Source organism: Microbacterium sp. H6 (genome assembly GCF_003314775.1).
GTDB lineage: Bacteria > Actinomycetota > Actinomycetes > Actinomycetales > Microbacteriaceae > Microbacterium > Microbacterium oxydans.
On record NZ_QOAY01000085.1, the window covers coordinates 405 to 13070 of the forward strand.

The 12666-nt window shown below is 67.9% G+C and carries 13 protein-coding genes and 1 pseudogene; 8 read left to right on the forward strand and 6 right to left on the reverse strand.

Annotation, left to right across the window (positions count from 1 at the left end):
* Together DSP71_RS05930 and DSP71_RS05935 are read right to left on the reverse strand one after the other, a co-directional pair.
* The coding region (locus DSP71_RS05930) for an ABC transporter substrate-binding protein (protein ID WP_113680625.1) at positions 1 to 876 on the reverse strand (876 nt) is incomplete at its 3' end.
* A gap of 136 nt (positions 877 to 1012) precedes the next feature.
* Positions 1013 to 1528: a GNAT family N-acetyltransferase gene (locus tag DSP71_RS05935; protein WP_113680626.1), complete on the reverse strand. Its 516-nt coding sequence runs from the start codon at positions 1526 to 1528 to the stop codon at positions 1013 to 1015.
* Between the two features lie 73 nt (positions 1529 to 1601).
* Here DSP71_RS05935 and DSP71_RS05940 point away from each other — a divergent pair, with 73 nt between their 5' ends.
* Positions 1602 to 2432, forward strand: coding sequence for a sulfite exporter TauE/SafE family protein (locus tag DSP71_RS05940; RefSeq protein ID WP_396652044.1), 831 nt, complete (start codon positions 1602 to 1604; stop codon positions 2430 to 2432).
* Positions 2433 to 2534: 102 nt separating this feature from the next.
* Here DSP71_RS05940 and aspS read toward each other — a convergent pair whose 3' ends face one another.
* Positions 2535 to 4313, reverse strand: a complete 1779-nt coding sequence (gene aspS / locus DSP71_RS05945) for an aspartate--tRNA ligase (protein WP_113680627.1) — start codon at positions 4311 to 4313, stop codon at positions 2535 to 2537.
* Positions 4314 to 4456: 143 nt separating this feature from the next.
* On the opposite strand from aspS, the gene DSP71_RS05950 reads away from it, so the two are divergent.
* Both DSP71_RS05950 and DSP71_RS05955 read left to right on the forward strand, forming a co-directional pair.
* Positions 4457 to 4831: a DUF5684 domain-containing protein gene (locus DSP71_RS05950; RefSeq protein WP_046747313.1), complete on the forward strand. Its 375-nt coding sequence runs from the start codon at positions 4457 to 4459 to the stop codon at positions 4829 to 4831.
* A 1-nt stretch (position 4832) separates the two neighbouring features.
* On the forward strand, positions 4833 to 5462 hold the full coding sequence (locus DSP71_RS05955) for a histidine phosphatase family protein (protein ID WP_113680628.1): 630 nt from the start codon (positions 4833 to 4835) through the stop codon (positions 5460 to 5462).
* 73 nt (positions 5463 to 5535) lie between these two features.
* Here DSP71_RS05955 and DSP71_RS05960 read toward each other — a convergent pair whose 3' ends face one another.
* Positions 5536 to 6441: an NAD(P)/FAD-dependent oxidoreductase gene (locus tag DSP71_RS05960; RefSeq protein ID WP_113680629.1), complete on the reverse strand. Its 906-nt coding sequence runs from the start codon at positions 6439 to 6441 to the stop codon at positions 5536 to 5538.
* A gap of 55 nt (positions 6442 to 6496) precedes the next feature.
* Between DSP71_RS05960 and DSP71_RS05965 the strand changes: the two genes are divergently transcribed.
* The 5 genes from DSP71_RS05965 (at position 6497) to ccsB (ending at position 11308) form a co-directional block, all read left to right on the forward strand.
* Entirely contained in the window at positions 6497 to 6901 is a 405-nt protein-coding gene (locus DSP71_RS05965; protein WP_113680630.1) for a MerR family transcriptional regulator, read from the forward strand.
* A gap of 63 nt (positions 6902 to 6964) precedes the next feature.
* Complete coding sequence (locus DSP71_RS05970) at positions 6965 to 7615, forward strand: TlpA disulfide reductase family protein (RefSeq protein WP_113680631.1); 651 nt, start codon at positions 6965 to 6967, stop codon at positions 7613 to 7615.
* A 16-nt stretch (positions 7616 to 7631) separates the two neighbouring features.
* Positions 7632 to 8417, forward strand: a complete 786-nt coding sequence (locus tag DSP71_RS05975; protein ID WP_061017254.1) for a cytochrome c biogenesis CcdA family protein — start codon at positions 7632 to 7634, stop codon at positions 8415 to 8417.
* A gap of 82 nt (positions 8418 to 8499) precedes the next feature.
* Positions 8500 to 10329 carry a cytochrome c biogenesis protein ResB gene (locus tag DSP71_RS05980; protein WP_113680632.1) on the forward strand — a complete coding sequence of 610 codons (1830 nt, stop codon included), beginning with the start codon at positions 8500 to 8502 and terminating at the stop codon, positions 10327 to 10329.
* A 4-nt stretch (positions 10330 to 10333) separates the two neighbouring features.
* A complete protein-coding gene (gene ccsB, locus DSP71_RS05985; protein WP_058630472.1) occupies positions 10334 to 11308 on the forward strand; it encodes a c-type cytochrome biogenesis protein CcsB in 975 nt (324 codons plus the stop codon).
* 162 nt (positions 11309 to 11470) lie between these two features.
* Here the strand turns inward: ccsB and DSP71_RS05990 are convergent, their stop codons facing one another.
* Both DSP71_RS05990 and DSP71_RS05995 read right to left on the reverse strand, forming a co-directional pair.
* Positions 11471 to 12061, reverse strand: coding sequence for a 2'-5' RNA ligase family protein (locus DSP71_RS05990; protein ID WP_227751275.1), 591 nt, complete (start codon positions 12059 to 12061; stop codon positions 11471 to 11473).
* A gap of 169 nt (positions 12062 to 12230) precedes the next feature.
* Positions 12231 to 12666: pseudogene (locus DSP71_RS05995) on the reverse strand (hypothetical protein); the annotation flags it as partial.

The following is a 12666-nucleotide window of genomic DNA, read 5'->3' on the forward strand; positions in this document are numbered from 1 at the left end:
GTTGTAGTACCCGGCGTAACCGGTGCCGTCGAACACGACGACCTTCCAGTCCTTGTTGTCGGCCGTGTGCGAGGCGTTCAGGTAGTCCCAGTCGAAGACGACCGGGGTCTCGCCGCTCGCGATGGTCGCGGTGGTCACGTCGACCTTGAGCAGGTTTCCAGCCTTCTGCAGCTCGGAGAAGAAGTCGATGCCCGGCTGGAAGTCGTCCAGCGTGCCGTCGGACTGCACGGTCGCGAGACCGACGGCGGCGAATGCGGCCCCCGCCTGCGTCGGGTCGCCGTTGATGGCGACGGCGCCCTTGTAGTCGGCGGAGAGCAGGTCGGAAAGTTCGGCGGGAGCGTCGAACTTCGACGAGTCGTAGCCGATCGACATGTACCCGCCGTAGTCGCCCACGAAGAGGCCGGTGGGCTCCTTCAGCTCGTCGGGGATGTCGTCCCACGTCTGCACCTTGTAGGGAGCGAACACATCGGTGTTCTGCAGGGCGACCGTGAGACCGATGTCGAAGACGTCGGGTGCGGTGTCGAGACCCTCGTTCGTCTTGGCGGCCTGGATCTCCTCGGCGCTGGAGACGTCGGGAGACGCCTCGTTGATGGTGATCTCCGGATACTTCTCGGCGAAGAGGTCGAGGATCTCGCCGTAGTTGGCCCAGTCGCGGGGCAGCGCGATGACGTTGAGCGAGCCCTCGGCCTTGGCTGCAGCCTCGAGGTCGGCGAACGTGCCGAAGTCGGCGACCGAGGCCGCTGCGGCGGCATCGACGTCGGAGCTGCCGCCACCAGTGGCGTCCGCTGCTCCGGAGCAGGCGGTGAGCGCGAGTGCGGCGGTGGTGGCCAGGGCGATGCCCGCGCCGATGCGCGCGCGGCGGGTGAAGCGAGCCATGAGTGTCCTCTCGGTGTCCGGCGCTGTGAGCCGGTGTCGGGTTGCGAGAGGACACTATGAGGTGGAGGTTGCCGCCCGTCGCGGGTCAGGTGAACGGATGGTGGCTGGGTGCTGTCCGGTCGGGGCCGCCGGGGCTTCAGCTCTGGGAAACCGTGTACTTGAAGCCGCGATGCGAGCCGACGTAGCCGAGCCGCTCGTAGAAGCGGTGGGCATCGACGCGGGCGGCGTCGGAGGTGAGCTGCACCATCGATGCGTCGACGGCTGGGGCGGCGACCTCTCCGACCCAGCGCATCACGGCGGAACCGATGCCCGACGAGCGCAGACTGCTCTGCACCCGTACTGCCTCGACCAGCAGCCGCCGTGCACCGCGACGCGCCATGCCCGGGATCGAGGTGAGCTGCAACGTGCCGACCACCGCACCGTCGAGCTCGACCACGAGCAGGTCGTTCGACGGCTCGGCCAGGATCTCGCGGAGACCGCGCTCATAGGCCGGGCGGTCCTCAGCGGATGCCACATCGCCGCGTGCCGCACTGATCGGGTCGTCGGCGAGGAGGGCGATCACGGCATCCGTGTCGTCGACCGTCGCGCGGCGCAGGAGCGCGGTGCCGATGCGCGATTCGAAGGAGTGGGGCAGCGGGAGGGCTTCGAGCATGGCTCCAGTCTGTCAGCGGATGAGTCTGTCGGCGGATGCGAGGGCGGCGTCGACTCTCTGGAATCATGGCGAGGTGGATATCGGCGCCGTGCTCGGACTCGAGCAGCTCACCTGGGGGATGCTGCTGCTCGTGGTGATCGCCGCGTTCTGCGCCGGCTGGATCGATGCGGTCGTGGGCGGGGGAGGGCTGCTGCAGCTGCCGGCGCTGCTCCTGATCCCCGGCATCTCCCCGGTGCAGGCGCTCGCGACGAACAAGCTCGCCTCGGTCTTCGGCACGGCCACCAGCAGTGCGACCTATTACCGACGAGCCAAACCCGACCTGCGCACCGCCCTGCCGATGGCGATCATCGCGTTGATCGGCTCCTTCGGAGGGGCCGCTGTCGCCACCGTGCTGCCCCCTGCCGCGTTCAAACCCATCATCGTGATCGCTCTGCTCGCTGTGGCCCTGTTCACGGCGTTCCGGCCGCAGATGGGCGCGGCGACCCAGCTGCGCTTCCATGGGCACAAGCACCACATCATGGCGGGCGCAGCGGGACTCGGGATCGGCTTCTACGACGGGATGATCGGTCCTGGCACCGGTACCTTCCTCGTGATCACGCTGGTCGCGCTGCTCGGCTACGACTTCCTGCAGGCGAGCGCCAAAGCCAAGATCGTCAACCTCGCGACGAATGCGGGTGCGTTGATGCTGTTCATCCCGCACGGCGCCGTGCTATGGCTGCTCGGGGGCATCCTCGCGGTCGCGAACGTCGCGGGAAGCTACTTGGGCTCGCGGATGGCGATCTCGCGCGGGACCACGTTCATCCGCGTCGTGTTCCTCGTGGTCGTGATCGCGCTGATCGGCAAGCTCGGAGTCGATGTGTGGAACGAGAACATCGTCCCGGCCTTCGCATCGATCGCAGGCTGAACGAAGCGACGCCGCCGCAGGCAGAAACGCCGGATCAGGCAGGTTCCTCGCAGAACCGCCTGATCCGGCGTGTGTGCCTGTGCTCGCGCGAGGCGGCTGGACTCAGTCTTCGTCCTCGGGCTCGAAGTCGACGCCGGCCTCGGCGCGTTGCGCATCGGTGATCGGAGCGGGAGCGGAGGTCAGCGGGTCGAAGCCGTTGCCCGACTTCGGGAACGCGATGACCTCGCGGATCGACTCGGTCTTAGTCAGGTGCTGCAGCACGCGGTCCATCCCGAGTGCGATCCCACCGTGGGGCGGAGCGCCGAACTTGAACGCGTCGAGTAGGAAGCCGAACTGCTCGTCGGCCTGCTCGTCGCTGATGCCCATGACCTCGAACACGCGCTTCTGGATGTCCTCACGGTGGATGCGGATCGACCCGCCGCCGAGCTCGGAGCCGTTGCACACGATGTCGTACGCGTACGCGAGGGCCGATCCGGGGTCGGTGTCGAACGTGTCCTCGAACTCGGGCTTGGGACCCGTGAACGCGTGGTGCACGGCCGTCCAGGCACCGGCGCCCACTGCCACGTCACCGGAGGCCACCGCGTCGGCCGCCGGCTCGAACATGGGAGCGTCGACGACCCACGTGAAGGCGAACTCGTCGGGGTTCAGATAGCCCAGGCGGCGACCGATCTCGACGCGCGCTGCACCGAGGAGTGCCCGGCTCTGCTTGGTGTCACCGGCGGCGAAGAACACGCAGTCGCCCGGCTCTGCACCGACGAGCTCTGCGAGTCCGGCCTGCTCGGCCTCCGACAGGTTCTTGGCTGCGGGGCCGCCCAGCGTGCCGTCCTCGTTGAACAGGACGTAGGCGAGGCCACGTGCACCGCGCTGCTTGGCCCAGTCCTGCCAGGCGTCGAGCTGCTTGCGCGGCTGGCTCGCGCCGCCGGGCATGCGCACAGCGCCGACGTACTCGGCCTGGAAGACGCGGAACGGGGTGTCCTTGAAGTACTCCGTCGCCTCGACGAGCTCGAGGCCGAAGCGCAGGTCGGGCTTGTCGGAGCCGTACTTGGCCATCGCCTCGGCGTAGGTCATGCGCGGCAGCGGGGTCTGCACCTCGACGCCGATGGTCGCCCACATCGCCACGATGAGCGACTCCATGAGGGCGATCACGTCCTCCTGGTCGACGAAGCTCATCTCGATGTCGAGCTGCGTGAACTCCGGCTGACGGTCGGCGCGGAAGTCCTCGTCGCGGTAGCAGCGGGCGATCTGGAAGTACTTCTCGACGCCGCCCACCATGAGCAGCTGCTTGAACAGCTGAGGGGACTGGGGCAGTGCGTACCAGCTGCCGGGGCTCAGGCGCGCGGGAACCAGGAAGTCACGGGCGCCCTCCGGCGTGGAGCGGGTGAGGGTGGGCGTCTCGACCTCGGTGAAGTCGTCGGCGTGCAGCACGTCGCGGATCGCCTTGTAGACGTTCGAGCGCAGGCGCAGGGCGGCGGCCGGGGCCGGGCGGCGCAGGTCGAGGTAGCGGTACTTCAGGCGTGCTTCCTCGCCAACGGTCTCGGTGTCGGCGAGAGCCGTGGAGACCTGGAAGGGGAGCGGAGCGGACTCGTTCAGCACCTCGACGTCGGTCGCGATGAGCTCGATCTCGCCGGTCGGCAGGTTCGGGTTCGCGTTGCCCTCGGGGCGCTGCGAGACCTCGCCGGTCACCTTCAGGACGAACTCGTTGCGAAGCGGGTGCGCGATCTCCTCGTCGCGGATGACGACCTGGGCGATGCCGGAGGCGTCCCGCAGATCGATGAAAGCGACTCCTCCGTGGTCACGACGGCGATCGACCCAACCCGAGAGGGTGACGGTCTGACCGATGTGCTCGGCTCGCAGAGAGCCTGCCGAGTGGGTGCGAAACACGGAGTATTCCTTCTGATCTGGGAAATGGGGAACCCGCCCATTCTACGGGGGCGGTCGGCCGGTCATCGGCCCGGTCACCGACGGCCGGGACGGCGTATCAGTAGGATCGCCACGACACAGCTCATACACAGAAAGAGTGCACCGTGGACAACAACGGCATCTCCGATCTCTATGCGTCGATCTTCTCGGGTACCACCGGCCTGATCGCGCTCGTCTTCTACATCCTCGTCGCGGTCGGCCTGTGGAAGGTCTTCACCAAGGCCGGGTACCCGGGAATCCTCGCCATCATCCCGTTCGTGAACCTCGTCTTCCTGGTGAAGATCGCCGGCCTCTCCGGCTGGTTCGCGCTGCTGTACCTCATCCCTGTCGCGAACCTGATCCTGGCGATCATCGTCGCGTTCAAGCTCGGTGGACGCTTCGGCAAGGGCGGGGTCTTCTCGTTCTTCCTGCTGTTCCTCTTCCCGTACATCGGGTACCTGATCCTCGGCTTCGGGGACTCGCGCTACAGCAAGGCGTGACATGACGGCGTCCCGGCTGCACCTCGTGCGACACGGTGAGGTGCACAATCCGGCCCGCGTGCTCTACGGACGTCTTCCCGACTACCACCTGAGCGACGCGGGCCGGGGGATGGCCGCAGCAGCGGCCGACCATGTGGCCGCGCTCGACCGTCCCGTCTCCGCGCTGTACGCGTCACCTCTCGAACGCGCCCAGGAGTCGGCCGAGCCGTTCGCCGCGACGTTCGACCTCGTGCCGGAGATCGACATCCGGCTGATCGAGCCGACGAACGTGTTCGAGGGGACGCAGATGCGCCGTTCCCTGATGAACCCCCTGAACTGGTGGCATCTGCGCCAGCCCTCGGTTCCCAGCTGGGGCGAGCCCTACTCCTCCATCGCTGAGCGGATGCTCGGTGTCATGGACGAGGCGTGGGATGCGACACCCGATGGAGACGTCGTGATGGTGTCGCACCAGGCGCCCATCTGGATCACGCACCTCCGCGTCGCGGGGCTTCCGCTGCAACACGACCCACGCACCCGACGCTGCGCGCTGTCCAGCGTCACCTCTTTCGAGCGCGTCGGTGACGTCTGGCGAGAGGTCGCCTATGTCGAGCCTGCCGCGACCGGCGGTGCCGTCGACGTCGGCGCGGTCTGACCCCCACTTCCGAATCGCGCAGGTGGTTCCATTCCGGCGACGGATGGACCCACGTGCGCGATTCGAAACGGGGTCAGTGCTCGGCGGCCAGGAGTGACTGGATGATGCCGACAGCGGCCAGCTGACCCGCGGCGGCCGCCAGCAGCACGGATGCCATCGGGCCGGGGAGGGTCGCACGGTGGGCGAGGTCGCCCGCGGCGAACACCCCGGGGTGCGAGGTGCGTCCGAACTCGTCGATCTCGATGCACCCGGACTCGAGCATGCCGAGTCCGAGCTGCGCGGCGAACGGCGACCGCTGACGCATCGCCCCTGCGGCGATGAAGACTCCGGCGACCACACGCTCGTCGTCGTCCGTGCGGACGAGCACGCCGCCTTCGACCTTCTCGACGGAGGCGACGGGGGTGCGACTCACCCGCGCGCCCTTCGCCTCGAGCGTGCGGATGTCCTCGTCCGTGAACGCCTCCTCGACCGGCACGACCGTGATGCTCGCGACGATCCTCCCCAGCAACCCGATGAGGTGCTCGGCGCGGGGCGCGGCGCCGACGATCGCTATGTCCTTGCCGGCGTGCTCGTGCCCGTCGCAGAACGGACAGCTGAAGGCGAGCGTGCCCCACAACTCCTGCAGTCCGGACACGATCGGAAGATCGTCGGCGACCCCGGTGGCCAGGATGACCCGGCGCCCCTCGACCACGGATCCGTCGGCGATGCCTACCGCGAACGCGTCCTCGACGCCGGTGATGCTCGTCGCCGCAATGTCGCGGATCTCCACGTCGTCGTAGGCGGCGAGCTCCTCTCGGGCGGTCGCGCGGAGGCCGGCGGGAGCGGCACCGTCCTCCCCGATCATGTTGTGCATGTGCAGGACGGTGCCGTTGCGGTACTCGCCCGAGTCGAGCAGCAGCGTGGAGCGGTGCATCCGTCCGAGGGTCAGAGCGGCCTGCAGTCCTGCCGGTCCTGCGCCGATCACGATGGCGTCGTACATGGTGGTCCTTCCTCTGGATGTTGCGTTCCACGCCAGTCTGTGACTTCATGTCAACATGAAGTCAAGTTCCGAGCATCCGTGGTCCGTCGGTGATGTCGCGACCCGTTTCGACCTGCCGACGAACGTTCTGCGGCATTGGGAGTCGGTGGGGCTGCTCACCCCTCCGCGCGACGCTGCCGGGCGGAGGCGCTACGGCGAGGACGAGGTCGTGCGCATAGCCGTGATCCAGCGCAGCAAGGCCGCGGGGATGACGCTCGACCAGATCGCCGTGCTGCTCGATGACGGGAGTGCAGGGCGGCATCAGGTGCTGCAGCAGCACCTGGACGACATCGACAGGCGCATGGAGGAGATGCGTCGATCGCGCGAGATGACCGAGCACGCGATGGGCTGCCGCGCCCACGACATCGCCACATGTCCACGCTTCCGGGCGGGTGTGGACGACATCCTGGCGCGCTTCTGAGGGGCGTCGGAGGAGGTCCCGTTTCCGGCTCGCGCATAGGATCCTCTGCGTAAACTCGGAGTCGTGCCAAGCGATTCGACGGTCCGTCAGATCCGCAGCGGCCGCTCCTCCCGCACCCGGCGTTCGCGTCGTGCGGTCGGTGCCGCGCTCGCTGCGGTGCTCGCCATCGGTCTGAGCGCGTGCGCTCCCGATCCGGTCAGCGAATCGTTCCTGAACGGCGAGAACACCGGCTACGTCGCAGCCGACGGCGCGATCGTCGAGATCCCCGTCGCCGAGCGCGGCGAGCCCGTCGTGTTCAGCGGCGTGACGGAGAAGGGCGAGGAGTTCGACAGCGCCGACATCGCCGGTCAGGTCGCGGTCGTCAACTTCTGGTACGCCGGTTGCGCGCCATGCCGTCTTGAAGCGGCAGATCTGGAAGGCGTCTGGCAGGACTTCAGCGATCAGGACGTCGCGTTCATCGGCATCAACACCCGTGACCAGGCCGACACCGCCGTGGCCTTCGCGAACGAGTACGACGTCACGTACCCGAGTCTTATCGACGTCGACACCGCTCAGGCCAAGCTCGCCTTCGCGAAGGAGACTCCGATCGCCGCGACGCCGACGACTCTCGTGCTCGACAAGCAAGGGCGCGTCGCGGCGCGCATCATCGGGCCGATCGACGGCAAGTCGATCCTCTCCACGCTCGTCAAGGACGCCCTCGCGGAGGACTCGTGAGCGGCCAGGACTGCTCATGAGTCCCGAAGCGATCATCGGCTCCGGGGCCCTCTGGATCGCGATTCCCGTCGCGATGCTCGCGGGACTCGTCTCGTTCCTGTCTCCCTGCGTGCTCCCACTCGTTCCCGGCTACCTCGGCTTCCTCGGCGGTGCGGTCGCACCTCGGTCGACCGCTGCTGCCGGCGGGGAAGGCGGGACGACGACGCAGACGGCAGAAACCGCGACGCGGGGGCGACTCGTCGGGGGAGTGCTGCTGTTCATCCTCGGCTTCACGATCGTCTTCATCCTCTACACCGTGCTCGGCGGAACGGCCGGGGTCTTCCTGCTGCAGTGGGGCGACCTCATCACCCGCATCCTGGGCGTCGTCATCATCGGGATGGGCCTGGTCTTCCTCGGGCTGTTCGGGTTCGCGCAGAAGGAATTCCGCTTCCACGTGGATTCCAGAGCCGGAATCGTCGGGGCGCCGCTCCTCGGCATCGCGCTCGGCATCGGATGGGCTCCCTGCATGGGACCGACGCTCGCGGCGATCCTCGCGCTGTCGTTCAATGCCGGAGACCCGGTGCGGGCGGGCTTCCTCGGCCTTGCCTACTCGCTCGGCCTCGGTATCCCGTTCCTGCTCGTCGCGCTCGGCTTCGGCTGGGCCACGAAGGCGATCGGGTTCCTGCGTCGGCACATCCGGGTGGTGAACATCATCGGCGGCGTGATGCTTCTCCTCCTCGGCGTCCTGATGGTCACCGGACTCTGGACCGACATCATGTCGAGACTGACGGCGGTGATCGGCAGTGTCATCCTCCCGCTCTGACGATCCCGAGACGAGCGAGCGAGATGGTAGCCGTCCCGACAAGCCCATCCGTCCCGAGAAAACTCCCCGCACTGAGAAGGTCATGACCAAGAACAAGGGTGCCGCGAACAGCGACTCCAGCGATCCGCTCCGCCCGTCCGACCACGTCGACGGAGACGACTCGATCACCCAGCCGCGCCTCGGGTTGGTCGGCTGGCTGCGCTGGGGCTGGCGTCAGCTGACCTCGATGCGCACGGCACTGATCCTGCTGCTCGTCCTGGCGATCGCCGCCATTCCCGGCTCGATCTTCCCGCAGCGGATGGCCGACCCCAACGGTGTGACGCAGTGGGAGCGCGACAACCCCGACCTGTTCCCGATCCTCGACGGCCTCAAGCTCTTCGACGTCTACCTGTCGCCGTGGTTCTCGGCGATCTACCTGCTCCTGTTCGCCTCGCTCGTCGGCTGCGTGATCCCGCGCATCAAGCACCACGCCAAGGCGCTGCGTGCCCGCCCGCCGCGTACCCCCGCCCGGCTGCAGCGCCTCGAGGACTACCGCGCCGTCACGCGCGATCCCGCGGCGGACTCCGGAACCAAGACCGGCGATGCGGAAGCGGAGGCGGCCGCGTCCATCGACGTCGCGACGAAGCAGCTGAAGGCCCTCGGCTACCGGGTGGAGCGCTACGACCGCGGACGCACGTTCTCGGTCTCCGCCGAGCGCGGCTACTGGCGCGAGACCGGCAACCTGCTCTTCCACCTCGCGCTCGTCGGCGTGCTGGTCACGGTCGGCATCGGCGGAGGGTTCTCCTACACCGGGCAGCGGGTGCTGGTCGAGGGCGAGACCTTCGCCAACACGCTCCTCGACTACGACTCGATGAACCGCGGACGGTTCGTGGGCGACGACGCGTTCTCCCCGTACTCGATGCGCCTCGACTCCTTCGACGTGACCTACCAGCCGTTCGGTGAGCCGGGGTCCGGTCAGGCCGGCGACTTCTCCGCCAACGTCACCGTGCAGGAGAACGGCGAGGAACGTACCGGCTCCGTCAAGGTCAACGAGCCCCTCGGTGTCGCCGACGACGACGTGTTCCTGCTCGGCAACGGCTACGCGCCGACGGTGACGGTGCGCGATCCCGAGGGCAATGTCGTGTTCACCAACAGCACGCCGTTCCTGCCGCAGGACAACAACATGACCTCGCTCGGCGTGCTCAAGGTGCCGGACGGGTTGGCCGAGCAGGTCGGCCTGGTCGGGTTCTTCTACCCGACCACGGGTGTGCTCGAGAGCGGTGCGTTCTTCTCCGCGTACGGCGACCTCACGAACCCGACGCTCACGCTCGACGTGTACACGGGTGACCTCGGCATCAACGAGGGTGTGCCGCGCTCCGTCTACGTGCTCGACACCACCGGCATGACGAAGCTCACGGGCCGCACCACCGACGTCAAGTCGATCGAGCTCGCCCCCGGGCAGACCGCGCAGCTGCCGAACGGCCTCGGCTCGGTGACCTTCGAGGACGAGTCTCCGGCCGGCGCCACGGATGCCTCCCAGTCGGTGAAGCGCTTCGCCTCGCTGCAGATCCACCGTGACGAGTCAGGTGTATGGGTGCTGGGCTTCGCGCTGCTGGCCCTCGGCGGTCTCATGATCGCGCTGTTCGTTCCGCGGCGACGTGTGTGGGTCAAGGCCACGGCGCAGGACGGCGAGGTCGCCCTCGAATACGCGGCGCTCGCCCGTGGGGAAGACCCGACGCTCGCGGCAGCGGTGGACGACCTCGTCGCCGGCCACGCCCGACTGCTCGACGCGGCAGGCGGCACCACGGTGCGGGCCGAGGACGACGAGAACCCTGCCGACGACACCGCGGACGATCACACCGTGGCTGATGACATCGCGACCAAGTCCGCCGAGGTGGAAGCCCCGGCAACCGACACCCGGAAAGTAGACTGACACCATGCTCGAGCTCAACGTGATCTCGCCGGTCCTGCTGTGGACGGCGATCGCGATCTACGCGGCAGCCTTCGTGGCCTACGCCTTCGATCTCGCGCGGCGTTCGCAGGCGACGGCCGATGCACAGAACGTGCGGGAGTCGGTGCTCGTAGGGGCCGGTGGAGCGAGCATCCCCGCAGCGTCGGGCGGGTCTGATGCCGGTTCCGCCCCGCAGCGATTCGTGATGGCCAGGATCGGCACCTCGCTCACGGTGCTCGGCTTCCTGTTCCACCTCGCGTCCGCTGTCACGCGTGGCATCGCGGCCGGTCGTGTGCCGTGGGCGAACCTCTACGAGTTCGCGATGATGGGCACGCTGCTCATCATCGCCGTGTACCTCGTCGTGCTCACGCGTATCGACCTGCGGTTCCTCGGCACGTTCATCACGGGCCTCGTCGTCGTGCTGCTCGGCCTCGGAGCGACCAACTTCTACGTCGACGTCTCGCCGCTGATGGACCCGCTGAAGAGCGTGTGGCTCGTCATCCACGTGTTCGTCGCCTCGCTCGCGACGGCATTCTTCGCGCTGGCTTTCGCCCTCTCGGTGATCCAGCTCATGCAGTCGCGACGTGAGCGCCTGCTGGGCGAGGGGGCGACCAAGACGGGCCCAGGCTTCCTCCGCACCTTCCCGAACGCGGTGCGCCTGGAGAGCCTGGCGTACATGTTCACGATCATCGGGTTCATCCTCTGGACCTTCACTCTCATCGCGGGCTCCATCTGGGCGTACTACGCCTGGAGTCGCTTCTGGGGCTTCGACGTGAAGGAGACCTGGACCTTCGTGATCTGGGTCATCTATGCCGGCTACATCCACGCACGGGCTACCCGCGGTTGGCGGGGCAACCCCTCGGCGTGGCTCGCGATCGTCGGATTCTCGGCCGTGATCTTCAACTTCACGATCGTGAACGTCTTCTTCAAGGGTCTGCACGCCTACTCCGGCCTGAGCTGAGCCGCGCTCGGCTGCGACGACTCGGCTGCGAAATCCCGGCCGCGAACACTCAGCTGCGAAAACAGAGACCTCCTGCATCAGGCCCGGCGCGTCCACACAGGACACGCGGGGCAGAGTGCGGGAGGTCTCTGTTTCGGCCGGAGTGGGAGTGGGGAGTGGGGGTCAGCCTCCCAACGGCAGGACCTCGGCGTGCTCGATGCCGTCCTCGTACCAGACCAGCTCGGCTTCGGTGATGGTCTCGGCGGGCGCAGGCTCGAGAGCACGCGACTCGGGCTGCGCGAAGTGCGACCAGACCTCCGGGTCGAGAGTCTTGCCGTAGAGCACCGAGAGGTGGAAGGTCCACTCCTCCAACGGCAGCTCGCCCAGGCGGCGGAAGTCCGTGGCATCCAGTGCGGTGGTCAGGGACGAGTACGCCGAGACGAGTGATGCGGTGCGGGCGAGGCGCACGATCAGGATCTGCCACGGCGTGGGGAACTCGTCCACGGCCTCGGCGGTGATCTCGATCGGCGTCTGCTGCGCCGCCCAGGAGCGGATCAGCGTGGCGAGTTCGTCGCGCCGCTCGGGCTCGTAGAAGCCTCGGAGCGTGACGTGCCCGGTGTGCGGTCGTCGTACCGGAGCGCCGAGCCGTGCGAGTGCAGTGTCCTGCACTTCCCGGTAGGTATCGGCGACCTCGACAGTGGGCCGGAGCACGAGGTACTGCTGCCCCTCCAAGCTCTCGAGCTGGTCGGGGGTGTCCATGAACGGTCGACGCATGTCAGGAGCCTAGGTCCTGGTCACCGCATGCGAAAACGGAGACCGTCACGCGCACGGCTCGGCGCGTCACATGTCGACGCGCTGAGCTGAGGGGAGATGGTCTCCGTTTTGGCAGGGCAGGGCAGGGCAGGGCAGGGAGGGGGCAGGGAGGGGGCAGAGCAGGAGGGAGTCAGGTGGTGGCGAGGACCGCCTTGGCCGAGGTGGTGCGTCGCAGCGTCACGGCGAGCGTGGTGGCCACGAGTGACAGCACGCCCCAGACGACCAGCGCGGCGACGGCCGAACCACTGGCCGTGATGAGCCCTGCGAAGGCCGGGGCCGTCGGAAGTGCCGCACCGATGCCGGCGAGCCAGTCCGGCACGGTCGAGATCAGGCCCGTCGCTACGGCGAGCACTCCCACCAGGGCCGAGATCCAGCGACCGACGCCGCCGAACACCGCGACGAGAGCCTGGTTGACGGCGGCGAACACCACTCCGGCGAGGACCGCTGTGCCCGCGAAGGCCCACCAGGTGCCCGCGTCGTAGCTCGCCACGATCTGCACGATCAACGACACGAGCAGACCCTGACCGGCACCGATCAGCGCCGCCGGAGCGAACGCGCGCAGAGTC